An 18,029-nucleotide genomic window follows, 5' to 3' on the forward strand; every position below is an offset into this window, starting at 1 on the left:
CTGCTCCCTACCCCACTACAAGACTTATTCAGCAACCCCTAACTATTCATCCCCCTTAACCACCAATACCGAACAAGGAGCGTCAGCCACCACCTGACTACTCACCGAACCTTGCAAAATTCGCTTTACGCCTGTCAATCCACGAGTGCCAATCACAATTAAATCCGCGTGGTGAATATGGGCAAGGCGAATAATTTCTGCGGCGGGATCACCGTTAACAATTTGAATTTCACTGGAACAGGGGAGTTTGGATTGATACAGGTGCAGTTGCTGTTCGGTTTCTTGGTACAGGAACTCCTCCGAAGGGTGTGGACGATCAACAGGGATGTCCATGTCAGGGTCTTGAGGAGGCATGACATGGCACAAGATAATTTTGGTGGCTGATGTTATTTGTAGGTTATCTAGGGTCTCAATTAAGCGATAGGTTGGCTTTGAGCTGTCCAGAGCTACCAGAATCGTCTTTAGCACCAAAATTTCTCCTCATGAGTGATTACGAGCGATCGGCTCCCAGCAATAGGAATTTTCCCTCTTGAGCAGAGGTTTTGTCTACTGGTTTGACAAATTGTCCTTTGTCCTTGGTCATTTGTCATTTGTTAGGGAACAGGGAATAGGCAATCGGGAATGGGCAATAGGTAAGGTAGAGTTTTGAGTTAACTTCCCCAGCTTCCCCAGCTTCCCCAGCTTCCCCAGCTCCCCCAGCTCCCCCTACTCCCCCTACTCCCCCTACTCTGTCTCAATCCGAATGCCTTTCGCCAAAGGTGCGTAAGCGCACAGAATCGGCATGAGAAGGTAATCCTTCGGCTTGTGCCAATATCTGAATCGCTCCTGCCATTTTATTCAGAGCGGTTGAAGAATATTGAATTAGACTCGAGTGCTTCATGAATGTCTCTACACCTAACGCCGAAGCGTAGCGGGCAGCACCAGAGGTGGGTAAGGTGTGATTGGGTCCGGCGATATAATCACCAACGGCTTCTGGGGTGGATGTTCCCAGGAAGATGGCACCCGCATGGCGGATTTGGTTGAGTAAGTCCCAAGGTTCCGTAATTTCTAGTTCTAAGTGTTCGGGGGCAAATTCATTAGAGAGTTCGGCGGCTGTTTCCAGGGAATCGACGATGACAATCAAGCCATAATGCGCGATCGCTTTTTCGGTGAGTTCGCGTCGGGGATGATCCTGTAGTTGGTGTTTGACTTCGGCTTGGACGTTTTTTGCCAATGTCGAGTCTGTCGTGATCAGAATTGCTGCGGCTAGGGGGTCATGTTCTGCCTGTGCTAATAAATCGGCAGCCACATAAACAGGATTGGCGTGACTATCGGCAATAATTAGTACCTCAGAAGGACCGGCAAGGGAATCAATGCCCACAGTCCCGTAGATGAGTTTCTTTGCCAGGGTGACGTAGATATTTCCTGGACCAGTAATTACATCCACTTTGGGAATGGTTTCGGTGCCATAAGCTAAAGCCGCGATCGCTTGGGCACCGCCGACGCGGTAAATGTTGCTCACACCCGCTTCTTGGGCAGCGACGAGGACGGCTGGATTAATTTTTTGCTCCAAGCCCGGAGGTGTGACCATCACGACTTGAGGCACTTTTGCCACTTTTGCCGGAATCGCATTCATTAACACCGTACTTGGGTAAGCGGCTCGACCACCAGGAACATAGAGTCCGGCTCGATCCACTGGCGTGTAGCGTTTGCCCAGAACCACCTCATCATCGCCAAACTGCACCCAAGATTTGGGAACGCGCTGTCGGTGAAAGGCTTCAATCTGCTGTGCTGCCAACTGAATCGCATCCAGGAGTTCCTTGGATACTTGCTGGTAGGCAGCATCTAGTTCTGAGCCACTGACACGCAGTTGGTCAGGGGTTAAACGTTGATGATCGAATTCTTCGGTATAGTGCAAGAGGGCTTTATCCCCTTGGCGTTTTACCGTCTGCAAGACTTCTCGCACCGTCGCCTCTTTGTGCATGATTCCATCGTGGGAGGTGCGATCGCAGATCCGCCGCAGTTCATTTTTTGCCTCAGCCTGCTGAGTGATTATTCGCAGCATGGAGTCGGAGTGCCTATCATGAGGTATTATCCGTGGGAGACTAGGATAGGAACAGAGAGTTCCCTGACCGGGAGTCCGTCCTTCCCTAGACTCTCTTCTCTAGCTTACCTGGATTTTTCTGGACTCGCGACACTTTTGACATAGATGTTATAGTAGTTGTTCTGGTATTTTGTAAATTAGAATCTGAAACCTTAGTTTTCCGGAAGATTTCTGTGGCTAATAGTAAGTCTGCTCTTAAACGTATCAAAATCGCTGAACGAAACCGAGTTCGCAATAAAAGCTATAAATCAGCGGTGAGAACGCTGATGAAAAAATATTTTGAGGCTGTCGAGGATTACGCCCGCCAGCCAAGTCCTGAATCGTTGCAGGATGTCAAAGATCGTATGTCTGCTGCTTACTCTAAGATAGACAAAGCGGTGAAGCGGCGCGTCCTGCACAGTAACAATGGTTCTCGTAAGAAATCCCGTCTGGTAAAGCAGCTCAAGAAGGTACAAGCTCAACTGAATCCCCCAGCGGCTGAAACGACGGCTGAAACGACAGAAGCATCCTAGGGCAGCGTGATCCTAGGGCAGCGTGGCGGAAAGACTTGAGCCGTTTAGTCCATGCCCCTGAATCTGGAGGAGCAATGTAGAAAATGTAGAGGCGTGCCATGGCACGTCTGGGAGCTGGGGGAGAGTTTAGCGAGTCAGTTATTTCTGCCAGCTCACTGAGGCTGAGGTGGGTGAACACCCGCAAACCCTTATCCAGTAAGTTTGAGCGGATTTGAGCTTTGAGTCTAGGGTTTAACCCCTAGGCGGTAAGACGGGTGCAAGATGTGAGTGACACCCGATTTTAAGTGTGATAACTCCCAAATAAGCTCTAAGCTAGGAAAAATGTTGGTTCATTGGGTTGGTCTTGGGTAAGAATTGAGCAGGAGAGGACAAACACAATGTCAATGCAGTTGATAGACACCCATGTTCATATCAACTTCGATGTCTTCGAGTCTGATCGAGAAGCGGTGCGCGATCGCTGGCGGGATGTCGGCGTCGTGCGGCTGGTTCATTCCTGTGTTGAACCTTCAGAGTTTTCAGGGATTCAAACGTTGGCTGACCAATTTCCGGAACTGTCTTTTGCCGTCGGCTTACATCCCCTAGATGCCCACAAATGGACGCCCCAAATGGCGGATCAAATTCGCGCCTTAGCAGGTTCCGATGCCCGAGTTGTGGCAATTGGGGAAATGGGGTTAGATTTCTACAAAGCTGAAAACCAAGACCAGCAAAAGCAGGTATTCGCTGCACAACTTGCGATCGCCCACGAGCTTAACTTACCCGTAATTATTCACTGTCGCGACGCCGCCGCCGATCTTCGTGATCAGGTTAAGCAGTTTTGTCAAGAGGTGGGACCCATTCGGGGTGTGATGCATTGTTGGGGAGGAACGCCGGAAGAAACTCAGTGGTTTTTGGATCTCGGCTTTTATATTAGCTTCAGTGGTATTGTCACCTTTAAAAACGCCACAGCCATCAAAGAATCAGCCGCCCTAGTGCCAAGCGATCGCTTGCTGATTGAAACAGATTGTCCGTTCCTCGCCCCCGTACCCAAACGGGGGAAGCGCAATGAACCCGCTAACGTGTACCATGTTGCCGATTGTGTTGCCAAACTGCGGCACATTCCCCTAGAAACCTTGGCAGAAGAAACCACCCAGAATGCCTGTCGGCTATTTAATCTAAGCCTGCCGAGTGCCTCTAGTAACTAGCTAGAGGAATGCGATCGCCAGCCGTTAAAGTCTGTCTACTTGATCAGCTCAGCGAAGGGGTCAAAAAGAGGATTAATAGGGCAACCTATTAATTTTTCACTATCGCTCCCCCAGCTCCCAGACGCGCCATGGCGCGTCTCTACATTGCTCCCCCAGCTCCCCCATCTCCCCTTAACAGCCAGCTTGCGCCATAATTGATTAAGAAGAGTTACTATGTATAAAATTTTCTCAAGTTTTATCCCGCCATCACTGCCTACCCCGAAACAATCCTTAATCGATGCCCAACCGCCCACGAGGAGAAGATGCCGCCGATTCTATCTCATTGTAGATCAAGCCCTGTATCATCATTATCATTAAAACGCTCCCGCCGATTATTAAGACAGTCGTTATTATCCTCAGACTCTCTTATTACTTCTTTGAGGTAAAAATTCTCGGCTTGGCAGCGCTAGACGCTGACTGGTATCTACCCCGATAGATATAGCCAATCATACTATTGTATTGCTCAGGATTGCTGACTAGAGGAGCAAATTCTGCCTCTACCTTAGGCTGTGAAGCCCATCCTGACGCTGATTCACCCTCTCCAGAAGGAAAAGCATGACGACTCAAACCTATACAACTCCCACCTATCTATTACCAGACTTAGTTGAAATTCAGCGAGCCAGTTTTCGCTGGTTTCTTGAAGCAGGGTTAATTGAAGAACTCGACAGCTTCTCACCGATTAGTGACTACACAGGTAAGCTGGAACTCCACTTTGTCGGCAAAGACTATAAGCTCAAGCGTCCGAAATATGATGTGGATGAAGCCAAGCGGCGAGACAGCACTTATGCCGTGCAAATGTATGTACCCACTCGCCTGATCAACAAAGAGACAGGTGAGATTAAAGAGCAAGAAGTCTTTATTGGCGATCTGCCCCTGATGACCGATCGCGGTACGTTTATTATTAATGGTGCCGAGCGGGTCATTGTCAATCAAATTGTCCGCAGTCCCGGCGTATACTACAAGTCGGAAATCGACAAAAACGGACGCCGTACCTACTCCGCGTCTTTAATCCCCAACCGAGGCGCTTGGTTAAAATTTGAAACCGACAAAAATGATTTAGTCTGGGTTCGGATCGACAAAACCCGGAAACTGTCTGCCCAAGTTCTCTTAAAAGCCCTGGGACTCTCAGACAACGAAATTATCGATGCCCTGCGTCACCCCGATTATTATCAAAAGACCTTAGACAAAGAAGGCAATCCCAGTGAAGAAGAAGCCCTGATGGAGCTATATCGCAAGCTCCGTCCCGGTGAACCGCCGACAGTAAGCGGGGGTCAGCAGTTATTAGACTCACGCTTTTTCGACGCCAAACGTTACGATCTCGGTCGCGTCGGTCGCTACAAAATTAACCGCAAATTGCGCTTAAATGTTGCCGATACAATCCGCGTGCTGACGCCCCAAGATATTATGGGCGCGATCGATTACCTGATCAACCTGGAATTTGATATTGGCAGCACCGACGATATCGACCATTTGGGGAACCGCCGGGTTCGTTCCGTCGGTGAACTCCTGCAAAACCAGGTTCGGGTGGGATTGAATCGCCTAGAGCGAATCATTCGGGAACGCATGACCGTTTCTGATTCCGATACCCTAACCCCCGCCTCCTTGGTCAACCCCAAACCCCTAGTCGCCGCCATTAAAGAATTCTTTGGCTCATCTCAGCTATCCCAGTTCATGGATCAGACCAATCCCCTAGCTGAGTTAACCCACAAACGTCGTTTATCTGCCTTGGGACCCGGTGGCTTAACCCGTGAACGAGCGGGGTTTGCCGTGCGAGATATTCACCCCTCTCACTATGGACGAATTTGCCCCATCGAAACGCCAGAAGGACCCAACGCCGGTCTAATTGGTTCCTTGGCAACCCATGCACGAGTTAACGCTTATGGCTTTATTGAAACCCCCTCGTACCCCGTAGAAAACGGGCGGGTGATCAAAGACAAAGCGCCGCTTTACATGACCGCTGATGAAGAGGACGACTTGCGCGTTGCTCCTGGTGATATCCCCATGGATGAAAATGGCTATATCATGGGCGAATCCGTTCCCGTGCGCTATCGCCAAGAATTCACCACCACCACCCCTGATCAGGTAGACTTTGTGGCGGTATCTCCAGTGCAAATCATCTCCGTGGCAACCTCACTCATTCCCTTCCTGGAACATGATGACGCCAACCGCGCCCTGATGGGTTCAAACATGCAACGGCAAGCCGTTCCCTTGTTGCGTCCAGAACGTCCCTTGGTGGGTACAGGGTTGGAAGCCCAAGCTGCACGAGATTCCGGCATGGTGGTTGTCGCCCGGAAAGCTGGCGAAGTCGTTTATGTGGATGCCACCAAAATTCGCGTCCAAACCGCTCCCAGCACCCCCGCTTTACCGGGAGACAGTACAGAGACAGCCCAAACCAGCGAACCAGAAATCATTGAATACGAAATCCAGAAATATCAGCGGTCTAACCAAGACACCTGCTTAAATCAGCGTCCGTTAGTTTTTTACGGAGATGACGTAGAAGCGGGTCAAATCCTAGCTGACGGTTCCGCCACTGAAGGGGGAGAACTGGCATTAGGACAGAACATTCTGGTGGCGTATATGCCCTGGGAAGGCTACAACTACGAAGACGCCATCCTGATTAGTGAACGACTGGTGTTGGATGATGTGTACACCAGCATTCACATTGAAAAATACGAAATTGAAGCCCGACAAACTAAGCTGGGACCCGAAGAAATCACCCGTGAAATTCCCAACGTGGGGGAAGATTCGCTGCGCCAACTCGACGAACAAGGGATTATTCGGATAGGGGCGTGGGTAGAAGCCGGAGATATTCTCGTCGGTAAAGTGACACCCAAAGGCGAATCCGACCAACCCCCCGAAGAAAAGCTACTCCGGGCAATTTTCGGAGAAAAAGCCCGGGATGTGCGGGACAATTCCTTGCGCGTTCCCAACGGTGAAAAAGGTCGGGTTGTGGATGTCCGCATCTTTACCCGTGAACAAGGCGATGAACTCCCCCCTGGGGCCAACATGGTAGTGCGCGTCTATGTGGCACAGAAGCGCAAGATTCAGGTGGGTGATAAAATGGCAGGTCGTCACGGCAATAAGGGGATTATCTCCCGGATTCTGCCGATGGAAGATATGCCCTACCTCCCTGATGGCACTCCCCTGGACATTATTCTCAATCCCTTGGGCGTTCCCAGTCGGATGAATGTTGGTCAAGTCTTTGAATGTTTACTGGGATGGGCGGGTGAAAACTTAGACCTGCGCTTTAAAATGATTCCCTTTGATGAAATGTATGGGGAAGAAGCATCCCGGCTGACTGTTCACGGCAAACTTGAGCAAGCGCGGGAAGAAACTCAGCAAGATTGGGTATTTGATCCAGAAAATCCGGGCAAAATCCAGGTATTTGATGGTCGCACGGGCGAAGCCTTTGATCGTCCGGTGACAATCGGTATCGCCTACATGTTAAAACTGGTTCACTTGGTCGATGATAAGATTCATGCTCGTTCCACCGGACCTTATTCGCTGGTTACTCAGCAACCCTTGGGTGGTAAGGCGCAGCAGGGCGGTCAGCGATTTGGTGAAATGGAAGTTTGGGCATTGGAGGCTTTTGGCGCGGCTTATACCCTGCAAGAGTTACTCACCGTGAAATCAGACGATATGCAGGGTCGTAACGAAGCCCTCAACGCCATTGTCAAAGGTAAGGCAATTCCGCGACCCGGTACACCAGAATCCTTTAAGGTGTTGATGCGAGAACTTCAATCCTTGGGACTGGATATTGCCGTTCACAAAGTAGAAACCGATGATGATGGCTCCAGCCGTGATTTAGAAGTCGATTTGATGGCAGATGGCGATCGCCGTCGTACCCCCAGCCGACCCACTTATGAATCCCTCCGCAGTGAGGAACTCGAAGAAGAAGAGTTATAAGGTCTCCGTGTTGAGTGTAGAGACGTAGCCGGCTACGTCTCTAGATTCAAAACTCAGATGTAGCCACGTCTGTACGCTCAAAACTCGCAACCCTGGAAGATGAAACAGCAACAAGAACAGCGCTTTGACTACGTAAAAATTGGAATTGCCTCTCCGGAGCGCATCCGTATATGGGGAGAACGTACCCTACCGAATGGTCAAGTTGTAGGGGAAGTGACGAAACCAGAAACGATTAACTATCGCACGCTCAAACCCGAAATGGACGGGTTGTTCTGTGAGCGGATTTTTGGTCCAGCGAAAGACTGGGAATGTCACTGCGGCAAATACAAACGAGTTCGTCATCGCGGGATTGTTTGTGAACGCTGCGGCGTGGAAGTTACGGAGTCGCGGGTACGACGACATCGCATGGGGTTCATTAAACTGGCGGCTCCTGTGGCGCATGTCTGGTATCTCAAAGGAATTCCCAGTTATCTGAGTATTCTCTTGGATATGCCGTTGCGGGATGTCGAGCAGATTGTTTATTTCAATGCTTATGTTGTTCTGAGTCCAGGGAATGCTGAAAATCTCAGCTATAAACAGCTATTGACTGAAGACCAATGGCTGGAAATTGAGGAGCAACTTTACAGCGAAGACTCCGAACTCAATGGCGTAGAAGTGGGCATTGGTGCAGAAGCTCTACAACGACTCTTGCAAGATGTCAACTTAGACGACGAAGCCGAAAAACTGCGCGAAGACATCAGCAACGCCAAAGGTCAAAAGCGGGCAAAGCTGATTAAGCGGCTGCGGGTGATTGATAACTTCATCGCCACCGGATCACAACCCGACTGGATGGTGCTGACGGTGATTCCGGTTATCCCGCCGGATTTGCGCCCCATGGTTCAGCTCGATGGTGGACGCTTTGCGACTTCAGACTTGAATGACTTGTATCGCCGGGTGATCAACCGCAATAATCGCTTGGCACGCCTCCAGGAAATCCTCGCCCCAGAAATTATTGTCCGCAACGAAAAGCGGATGCTGCAAGAAGCGGTCGATGCGCTGATTGATAATGGACGCCGAGGACGCACGGTGGTGGGTGCAAATAATCGGGCATTAAAGTCATTGTCGGACATTATTGAAGGGAAACAGGGTCGATTCCGCCAAAACCTCTTGGGGAAACGGGTCGATTACTCTGGACGTTCGGTAATCGTTGTCGGTCCGAATCTGAAAATTCACCAGTGCGGTTTACCCCGCGAAATGGCGATTGAACTGTTTCAACCCTTTGTGATCCATCGCCTGATTAGTCAGGGGTTAGTCAATAACATTAAAGCCGCCAAAAAACTGATTCAGCGCGGTGACGCCAGCGTTTGGGACGTGCTAGAAGAAGTGATTGCCGGTCATCCCGTCTTGCTCAACCGAGCGCCAACGCTGCACCGCTTAGGGATTCAATCCTTTGAACCGATTTTGGTTGAAGGTCGCGCCATTCAACTGCACCCCTTGGTCTGTCCCGCCTTTAACGCGGACTTCGACGGTGACCAGATGGCGGTTCACGTTCCTCTGTCTTTGGAATCCCAAGCCGAAGCCCGATTGTTAATGTTGGCGTCCAATAATATTCTCTCTCCAGCGACGGGACGTCCGATTGTCGCACCGAGTCAGGATATGGTGCTGGGTTGCTATTACCTCACCGCCGAAAATCCCCACGCCACAAAAGGCGCGGATCGCTATTTTGCCTCTCTCGATGATGCAATCCGAGCCTTTGAACAAAAGCAGGTCGAGTTACATGCTTACGTCTGGGTGCGTTTTGATGGCACGGTACAGAATGGTAAGTCGGATGATGAGCAGGTGATTTCCTCAGAAACCTCCTCAGATGGGATGGTGACGAAAGTCTACAAAGACCGCCGAGTCCGAGAAACGGCTGATGGAGAACTAATTTCGCAGTACGTTCGCACGACACCGGGTCGGATTATTTACAACAAAGCCATTCAAGATGCCCTGATGATTACCTGAACCAAAACCAAGGACGAATCACCAAGGACGAATCACCAAGGACGAATGACAAATGACGAATGACAAAGGACAAAAAGAAACGATTTTCTACAATCGAGTCGTTGATAAAGGTCAGCTCAAAAAACTGATTTCCTGGGCGTTTACTAAGTATGGCAGCGCCCGGACTGCTCAGATGGCTGACCAACTTAAAGATTTAGGATTCCGCTATGCCACAAAAGCGGGGGTTTCGATTAGTGTCGATGACCTACTTGTGCCGCCGAAAAAGCGTGAGATGTTAGAAGCGGCAGAAGCCCAGATTCGCGCCACGGAAGCCCGTTACAGTCGGGGGGAAATCACCGAAGTTGAACGATTCCAGAAAGTAATTGATACCTGGAATAGTACGTCGGAAGCCCTGAAAGATGAAGTGGTGGTCAATTTCAAGGCAACTGATCCCTTGAATTCGGTCTATATGATGGCGTTTTCTGGGGCAAGAGGAAACCTGTCTCAGGTGCGCCAATTGGTCGGGATGCGGGGTTTAATGGCTGATCCGCAAGGGGAAATTATTGACCTGCCGATCAAGACTAATTTCCGGGAAGGGTTAACGGTTACCGAATATATTATTTCCAGTTACGGGGCACGGAAAGGACTGGTGGATACCGCCCTGAGAACGGCTGACTCAGGGTATCTGACCCGACGTCTGGTGGATGTGTCTCAGGATGTGATTGTCCGGGAAGTCGATTGTGGCACAACCCGAGGCATCCAGTTAACCGCGATGACAGATGGCGATCGCGTACTGATTCCCCTGCAAGATCGTCTCTTGGGACGAGTCCTAGCCGCTGATGTGCTGCACCCGAAAACCAAAGAGGTGATCGCCAAACGTAACCAAGCTATCTGCGACGATTTAGCCGACGTCATCGGCAAAGCGAAGGTGGAAGAGTTGATGGTTCGCTCTCCCCTAACCTGTGAAGCCTCGCGCTCAGTTTGTCAGCATTGCTACGGCTGGAGTTTAGCCCATGGACACATGGTGGACTTGGGAGAAGCCGTTGGTATTATTGCGGCTCAGTCCATTGGTGAACCCGGAACTCAGCTAACCATGCGGACATTCCACACCGGGGGAGTATTCACCGGGGAAGTCGCCCGCCAAGTCTCAGCGGCGTTTGATGGCGTTGTCCGCTTTTCTAGCCGTCTGCGTACCCGAGGTGTGCGTACTCGCCATGGGGAAGAGCGGGAACAGGTGGAAGTCGCTGGTGAACTGATTCTGGAACCCACCAATAAGGGGAAAGCCAAGACGGTTCCGGTCACGCCCGGTTCCATCCTCCTGGTTAGCGATGGGCAAGAGGTAAAAGCAGAACAGCTTTTAGCAGAAGTGGCGTTGGGCAAATCTCGCCTGTCTACGGAAAAAGCCGCGAAAGACGTCGCCTCGGATTTGGCGGGAGAAGTTTTGTTTGCCGACTTGATTCCCGAAGAAAAAACGGATCGCCAAGGGAATACGACCCGCATTGCCCAGCGGGGTGGCTTGTTGTGGGTGTTATCAGGAGAGGTGTATAACCTGCCCCCTGGTGCTGAACCTGTGGTCAGAAACGGGGATGCCGTGGAACCCGGTTCCGTGTTAGCAGAAACCAAGTTAGTCAGCCAAAACGGTGGTGTAGTGCGGCTGACACCGGGTAAGCGGGAAATTGACATCATCACCGCGTCAGTACGCCTAGACCAAGCAGCGGTGCGGATGGAAAGTAGTGGGGGTCGTGAACAGTATGTGATTCACACCGCCAATAACCAGCGCTTCTTGCTCAAGGCAACCCCAGGCACAAAAGTGTTAAATAATCAAGTGGTAGCGGAGTTGGTTGACGATCGCTATCGCACCCAGACGGGGGGGATTATTAAGTATGGCGGTGTAGAAGTCGCCAAGCGCGGTAAAGCCAAGCAAGGATACGAAATCACCAAAGGCGGCACCCTGCTGTGGATTCCCGAAGAATGCCACGAGGTTAATAAAGATATCTCGTTGCTGCTAGTGGAAGACGGTCAATATGTGGAAGCCGGGACAGAAGTGGTGAAAGATATCTTCTGCCAATCGGGAGGGATTGTCGAAGTTGTGCAGAAGAATGACATTCTGCGGGAAATTGTGATTAAGCCCGGAGACTTGCATTTGGTGGATGACGTTCCCGAGGGCTTTACCTCTGAAGGTCAGCTGGTACATCCGGGTACAGAACCTGTTCCGGGGTTAAGCGTGACAGAACTGCGGTATGGGGAAGTCGCCGAGACGCCAGAGGGCATGGCATTACTGCTCAGACCTGTGGTAGAGTTTAACATCCCTGATGAACCCGATGTTCCCTCTCAAGCCTCCATCGACAGTGCCAACGGTTCTACTGAGGGCGGTGAGTCGGATGGTGAGAGTGCGATCGGGATTGAGTTACGGACGATTCAGCGGCTACCCTATAAAGACGGAGAGCGGATCAAGTCCGTTGAAGGACTAGAGTTGCTGCGAACTCAACTCGTTTTGGACATGACTCAAGAGTCCGACGGCGATCATTCCGCCTCTCAGCTTTCAGCGGATATTGAATTAGTCACAACCGAAGAGTCAGATGATCCAGAGGACATGCGGTTGCAGTTGGTGATCCTGGAATCGTTGGTGATCCGGCGCGATACCTCGGCTGATCCCTTAGGGGGAAGTACCCAAACTCGGCTGTTGGTTAACGATGGGGATAAAATTGCGCCCAAAGACGTCGTCGCCCGCACCGAAATTCAGTGTAAAGAATCCGGTGAAGTCCGAGGGATTCGCGAAGGGGTGGAAGCCATTCGCCGGGTACTGGTGGTTCGGGATGCGGATCGGATTACCGTTCCCATTAGTGGCACACCTCAGGTGAAGGTGGGAGATTTAGTCGTGGAGACTGATTTCCTCGCCGCCAGTGTGCAAGCCTCCGAATCTGGACAAGTTGTCAAAGTTAACGAAGACTCAGTAACGTTGCGACTCGCACGTCCTTATCGGGTGTCCGCTGGTGCGGTGCTGCAAATTGATAATGGAGACTTGGTGCAACGGGGTGACAACCTGGTGCTGCTAGTGTTTGAGCGGGCAAAGACGGGGGATATTATTCAAGGGCTACCCCGGATTGAAGAACTCCTAGAAGCCCGTAAACCTAAAGAAGCCTGTGTATTAGCCCGACGTCCCGGTGAGACGCAGGTGGTTTATGAGGAAGATGAAACCGTTGATATCAAAGTGATTGAACCGGAAGGGGTGATTACAGATTATCCGGTGAGTCCGGGACAAAACGCGATGGTTTCCGATGCTCAGTTTGTGAAGGTAGGTCAACCGTTAACTGATGGACCGGCAAATCCCCACGAGATTCTGGAGATTTTCTTTAATTTCACTGTGGAAGACAAGGGAATCTATGAAGGTGCTTTAGCGGGACTGCAAGCCGCACAAGCCTTTCTGGTCAATGAAGTCCAGTCGGTGTATCAATCCCAGGGAATTGATATCTCGGACAAGCATATCGAAGTGATTGTCCGTCAGATGACCTCGAAAGTTCGGGTCGATGATGGGGGTGATACCACAATGCTACCGGGAGAATTGGTGGAGTTGCGGCAAATTGAGACCGTGAATGAAGCCATGGCAATTACCGGGGGCGCACCAGCTCAATATACGCCAGTATTATTGGGGATTACTAAAGCCTCACTGAATACGGATAGCTTCATCTCCGCTGCTAGCTTCCAGGAAACTACTCGTGTCCTCACCGAAGCTGCAATTGAAGGGAAATCCGATTGGTTGCGGGGTTTGAAGGAGAACGTGATTATTGGTCGCCTGATTCCCGCCGGAACCGGGTATAACGCTTATGAAGATCCAACCAGTGGTGTCGATGCTGATTCCGCCAATGGCGGCGCTGAGTATGATTTTGGTGATCTGAATGAGAGTAGTGAGTTCGACCAAGATGATTCCTTAGAAGTGCTAGACGATCGCACGGCTCGCGCTTACAGTATGGAAGAAGAGGATACCAGCGATTTTGAGTCGTTGATGCATGAAGAGGAGGAAGAGGATGAGGATGCAGATGACTTGGCTGAGGAGTATCTCGAAGAGGATGAGGATGAGGATGAATAGTCCGTTATGAGTCCTCATTCAAGCGTAAAACCATGAGAATGGAGTAGGGGTACGATATATCGTACCCCTACAATTTATATCGTACCCCTACAATTATTGAATCGGATTCGTGACTATCTTGGCAAATATTCCTCTGCGTCGCTGGTTTCTCAGTTTACTGACCTGTGTCGTCGCGATCGCACTATCCGCCTGTAACCCTGCACTCTTTACCTCGCAAGCCGCCCAGGGTTCTCAACTTGTCACCAGTATTCTCAGTGACCCCAAAACCTTTAACTACGCCCTCTCTCAGGAGTCGCCGAATATTTTTGGGTATACCTACGAGGGACTGGTCACTGAAAATGGTGTCACCGGAGAAATTGAACCCTCTCTGGCTGAGTCTTGGGACATCTCCGATAACCAACAGCGGATTGTTTTTACCCTGCGAGAGGGATTAAAGTGGTCGGATGGAGAACCCTTAACGGTTGATGATATTGTCTTTACCTATAACGATATCTATCTCAACGAAGACATTCCCACCGATGTTCGCGACATTCTCAGAATTGGCGAAACACGCGGCTTTCCCAGCGTGCGGAAACTCGATGAAAGACGAGTTGAATTTACCACACCCGAACCCTTTGCGCCCTTTCTCCGCACCACAGGACTGGCAATTTTACCCGCCCACGCCCTCAAGGATACGGTAACTGAGAAAGACCAAGAAGGAAGACCCAAGTTTATGACCACTTGGGGTGTGGATACTGACCCGGATAAAATTGTGGTCAATGGACCCTATCAACTGGATCGCTACAATACCAATCAACGCTTAATCTTTCGCCGCAATCCCCATTACTGGCGCAAGGGAGATCAAGGTCAACCTCAACCTTATATTAATCGTCTCTTCTGGGAAGTTGTTGAATCCACCGATACTGCCTTTTTGCAATTTCGTTCTGGTGGGTTAGATGCGATTAGTGTCTCACCGGATTTCTATTCCCTACTTAAGCGGGAAGAGGAACGCAGTAACTTTAACATTTACGTTGGCGGTCCCACGCTAAGTTCTAGTTTTATTTCCTTCAACCTTAACAAAGGGAGTCGGGACGGCGAACCCTTAATTGAACCGATGAAATCTCGTTGGTTCAATACCTTGGAATTTAGACAGGCGGTGGCTTATGCGATTGACCGCAGAACGATGATTGATAACTCGTTTCGAGGATTGGGTGAACCGCAATATTCCAATCTTCCGGTACAAAGTCCTTATTATTTGTCTCCCGAAGAGGGACTGCCAATTTACGAATATAATCTGGACAAAGCCAAAGAATTACTGTTAAACGCGGGCTTCCAGTATAACGATGAAGGACAACTCCTCGACGATCAAGGGAATCGAGTGCGTTTTACCTTAATTACCAATGCGGGGAATAAACTGCGCGAAGCCATGGGAGCGCAAATTAAACGAGATTTGGCGAAAATTGGTATGCAAGTGGATTTTAACCCGATTGCTTTTAGTACTTTGGTGGAACAACTTAGTAATAGCTTGGATTGGGAATGTCATCTTCTGGGTTTTTCCGGGGGCGGATTAGAACCCAATAATAGTGCCAATGTCTGGTCTACGGAAGGTGGATTGCACAGTTTTAATCAAAAACCAACGGTTGGTCAACCGGAGATTCAGGGGTGGGAAGTGGCGCCTTGGGAGAAAGAAATTAATGATCTCTATGTTAAAGGGTCTCAAGAGTTAGATGAAGAAAAGCGCAAAGTTATTTATGGTGAAGCCCAACGCCTGATTAAAGAACATTTACCTTTTATTTATTTGGTGAATCCGCTATCGATGACGGCTGTGCGCGATCGCGTGGAGGGGATTGAGTATTCGGCTTTAGGAGGCGCGTTTTGGAATATCCACGAATTGAGGATTTCTGAAGATTAAGGGGAATTAGGGGGAAATCTGACTGCCAGTTTTATGGATGGTTCAAGAAACATCGCACTCCATACCCAAATCGGATCACCACGCGATTGCCTTCGAGGGACTAAAGTCAGCTATTTACCGATAAATGAACAACAAAACCCGCTATAGCTACCTAAGAACCCGACTCTAAACGGCGTTGCCACTCGGCATCAATTTGGTCTTTTCGTTGCAAATCTTGATCCAGTAAATCCTGTTCACTGGTATACACCACATCCTCTTGCCCAATTACATTTTGCGCGGCAAACTGTTGGGCATACGCCAGCTTTTTCTGTAAATTGGCATCCCCTTGAACCAGTGCTGATGCTTCCTGCTGTCGTTGCTGATTACGGGCTGCGATTTTACTATTTTTCCGTTGAATCCAGAAATAACGAATCAAAGGAATCGCTAAAAACCCAATCCCGTACCCCAGTAAAAACCAGTAAATTGAGGCGACAAACGCCACTAATCCGCCTATCTGGGCAGCAATTTCACCTCCTCTTAACAAAGAACCCAGCATCAACGCGCCGACAATATTCACTCCGCCTAACCCAATTGCCAGTATTTTTTGTCCACTGGTAGCCGCACTAAAGCGCCAAGGCTGTTCTTGCAGGTAAGAGGGAACAGGCTGAGGATGTTGCTGTTGTGCAGTTGTCTGTAAATCGGGGAAGTGATAGATAATTTCTCCATCGGGACTAACTTCTGGACGCCCATTGAAACGGCTGAGAACGGGTAACATATAGTCCTCATATTCCCGTTGATAGCCTGTACCAATATCATCCAAATACGGAGCAATCTGTTCCGCTGTAACCGCACCGCCGGAATTGCGAATCACTGTACCGATTTCTTGCCAGCGCCGTTCTTCTAAATCCGCATTGGGGTTACCATCGCCAAACAGGAATGAGAAAATTGACTCCAGAAAATTCATCTGCTTACTCTCAGCCGAATTCCAGGAGGTGCGCCGTTGTCGATGGCGTTCGTAACTGGGGTCAAAAAACCAAAAGATATCGGGTCCAATCCAGAAGCGGGGCATAAAAAACATACCGCCGCCTCGATTAGAACCCCCGTTACCGCCACCACCCGAATCACTATCGCTGCTGGAACTGATACTGATGACGATAATCGAAATGGCGAGAAAAATTAGGACAATTGAAAGTAAGAGGAGAAGTCCGAATGAAATCCGAATCAGGTAAAATAAGACACGCCAAATTTTTGACCACCATTCCTGCAATCGTAATCGGAGGAATTTGTTTCGTAGGTTTGTGCGAAAGTTCTTGGGGAACAGGTAAGCAATTTCACCTGACTCGGCGACTTGCAAATGTCCACCTGCATCGGAGGCTAGCGCTAGTAATCCTCGTTCGGCTAGATTGATATTCAATCCCGCCTTAGCCGCTACGTCACCCACGGTGACGCGATAGCCGAGCTGCTCGACGCTATTCATTATCTTGGGATCGGGAGCCATAGTTGTTATTGTAAAGTTTTCTGTAGTCTCTATCTCAAGTATAGAAGTCTGGCTCAGGCTTGAGATTTACAGAAAGCCGAACTCGGATACAAGAGGGTTTGAGGAACAGTAACGACACATCTGGCGAGATTCTGACGCTCCTTCCTCACTATAGCTTCGCTTCGCGCTTCGCTCAGAATGACATTCGATAACGCAACTTGGTATAAATGAATGAATTTCGCGATCGCACCCCAGTTACCCAAATGCGATCGCGCCCTAGATTAACTAGCTTGCTGAATAAGTTTGGTGGTGGAGGTAGGGAGCAGGGGAAGCAGGGGGAGCAGGGGGAGCAGGGGGAGCAGGGGGAGCCATGGTAAAAGCACGGGGGATGACAAAGGGTTGCTCGCCAGTATGGGTACTCGCCATCCCTTCAGCCGCGATCGCACTTGGCGCAACGGGAAGTTTCCCATTCGGCTGCATGGAGGGATGAGAAATACGCCCAACGTGCCACAGTTGTAGGAACATTGGTCTCCCTCGTTCATGCACAGCCTGAGTCACCAACTTCCAGCCTTCTACCTGTTCGGGTGAGTGGATTCCTGGGCTATACGCATATCCGTATCCCTGTTGGGAAACTTGAGTGGCTTCGGAAATAATTAATCCAGCAGAGGTACGTTGGGCATAATAGGTGGCATTGATTTCTCTGGGTATGTTTCCCTCACCTGCACGCATCCGGGTTAAGGGTGCCATAACCATACGATTGGGTAGTTTGTATGCACCGACTTGAACGGGTGTGAATAAGTTAATATTGTCCTTTATCATTTGTCTTATGTTCTTTGTTATTGGCTGATATCTTGCACCTTTGTCAGTAAGCTCCGACATCTGATGATGAGCTGGGGTAGGGCGGGTGTTGTA

At 49.9% G+C, this 18,029-nt stretch carries 10 protein-coding genes and 1 pseudogene; 6 read left to right on the plus strand and 5 right to left on the minus strand.

Annotation, left to right across the window (positions count from 1 at the left end):
* Nucleotides 1-42: 42 nt before the first annotated feature.
* Together MC7420_RS06065 and hisD are read right to left on the minus strand one after the other, a co-directional pair.
* The gene (locus MC7420_RS06065; protein WP_006099308.1) at nt 43-468 is read right to left on the minus strand and encodes a universal stress protein; all 426 of its coding nucleotides are present in this window, start codon (nt 466-468) and stop codon (nt 43-45) included.
* 265 nt (nt 469-733) lie between these two features.
* On the minus strand, nt 734-2,044 hold the full coding sequence (gene hisD, locus MC7420_RS06070) for a histidinol dehydrogenase (RefSeq protein ID WP_006099443.1): 1,311 nt from the start codon (nt 2,042-2,044) through the stop codon (nt 734-736).
* A 212-nt stretch (nt 2,045-2,256) separates the two neighbouring features.
* On the opposite strand from hisD, the gene rpsT reads away from it, so the two are divergent.
* Nucleotides 2,257-2,595, plus strand: a complete 339-nt coding sequence (gene rpsT, locus MC7420_RS06075) for a 30S ribosomal protein S20 (protein ID WP_044205427.1) — start codon at nt 2,257-2,259, stop codon at nt 2,593-2,595.
* Nucleotides 2,596-2,978: 383 nt separating this feature from the next.
* Nucleotides 2,979-3,776, plus strand: a complete 798-nt coding sequence (locus MC7420_RS06080; RefSeq protein WP_044205430.1) for a TatD family hydrolase — start codon at nt 2,979-2,981, stop codon at nt 3,774-3,776.
* A gap of 408 nt (nt 3,777-4,184) precedes the next feature.
* Here MC7420_RS06080 and MC7420_RS39235 read toward each other — a convergent pair whose 3' ends face one another.
* Nucleotides 4,185-4,382 carry a hypothetical protein gene (locus MC7420_RS39235; protein ID WP_157453060.1) on the minus strand — a complete coding sequence of 66 codons (198 nt, stop codon included), beginning with the start codon at nt 4,380-4,382 and terminating at the stop codon, nt 4,185-4,187.
* Between MC7420_RS39235 and rpoB the strand changes: the two genes are divergently transcribed.
* The 4 genes from rpoB to MC7420_RS06105 all read left to right on the plus strand — a co-directional run bounded on the left by rpoB (nt 4,371) and on the right by MC7420_RS06105 (nt 15,661).
* Nucleotides 4,371-7,721 carry a DNA-directed RNA polymerase subunit beta gene (gene rpoB, locus MC7420_RS06090; RefSeq protein WP_006099323.1) on the plus strand — a complete coding sequence of 1,117 codons (3,351 nt, stop codon included), beginning with the start codon at nt 4,371-4,373 and terminating at the stop codon, nt 7,719-7,721. The two genes, MC7420_RS39235 and rpoB, sit on opposite strands and share 12 nt — an antisense overlap.
* A 99-nt stretch (nt 7,722-7,820) precedes the next feature.
* Nucleotides 7,821-9,704 (plus strand): DNA-directed RNA polymerase subunit gamma, encoded by a 1,884-nt coding sequence (locus MC7420_RS43240; RefSeq protein WP_006099370.1) that lies wholly within the window; start codon nt 7,821-7,823, stop codon nt 9,702-9,704.
* A gap of 52 nt (nt 9,705-9,756) precedes the next feature.
* Nucleotides 9,757-13,770 (plus strand): DNA-directed RNA polymerase subunit beta', encoded by a 4,014-nt coding sequence (locus tag MC7420_RS06100; RefSeq protein WP_006099214.1) that lies wholly within the window; start codon nt 9,757-9,759, stop codon nt 13,768-13,770.
* Between the two features lie 118 nt (nt 13,771-13,888).
* Nucleotides 13,889-15,661, plus strand: a complete 1,773-nt coding sequence (locus MC7420_RS06105; protein ID WP_006099485.1) for an ABC transporter substrate-binding protein — start codon at nt 13,889-13,891, stop codon at nt 15,659-15,661.
* Between the two features lie 151 nt (nt 15,662-15,812).
* On the opposite strand, the gene MC7420_RS06110 is transcribed toward MC7420_RS06105, so the two are convergent.
* Complete coding sequence (locus MC7420_RS06110) at nt 15,813-17,138, minus strand: hypothetical protein (RefSeq protein ID WP_006099535.1); 1,326 nt, start codon at nt 17,136-17,138, stop codon at nt 15,813-15,815.
* A gap of 357 nt (nt 17,139-17,495) precedes the next feature.
* Nucleotides 17,496-17,933 (minus strand): annotated as a pseudogene (locus MC7420_RS06115) (oxidoreductase); the annotation flags it as partial.
* Nucleotides 17,934-18,029 lie beyond the last annotated feature (96 nt).

This window comes from Coleofasciculus chthonoplastes PCC 7420, from assembly GCF_000155555.1.
Taxonomy (GTDB): Bacteria; Cyanobacteriota; Cyanobacteriia; order Cyanobacteriales; family Coleofasciculaceae; genus Coleofasciculus; species Coleofasciculus chthonoplastes_A.

Bases quoted from the DNA above. Each gene is read 5' to 3' on its own strand.
- MC7420_RS06100 (WP_006099214.1), top strand. From the start codon at position 9,757: ATGACGAATGACAAAGGACAAAAAGAAACGATTTTCTACAATCGAGTC.
- MC7420_RS43240 (WP_006099370.1), top strand. From the start codon at position 7,821: ATGAAACAGCAACAAGAACAGCGCTTTGACTACGTAAAAATTGGAATT.
- rpoB (WP_006099323.1), top strand. From the start codon at position 4,371: ATGACGACTCAAACCTATACAACTCCCACCTATCTATTACCAGACTTA.
- MC7420_RS06110 (WP_006099535.1), bottom strand. From the start codon at position 17,138: ATGGCTCCCGATCCCAAGATAATGAATAGCGTCGAGCAGCTCGGCTAT.
- MC7420_RS06080 (WP_044205430.1), top strand. From the start codon at position 2,979: ATGCAGTTGATAGACACCCATGTTCATATCAACTTCGATGTCTTCGAG.
- hisD (WP_006099443.1), bottom strand. From the start codon at position 2,044: ATGCTGCGAATAATCACTCAGCAGGCTGAGGCAAAAAATGAACTGCGG.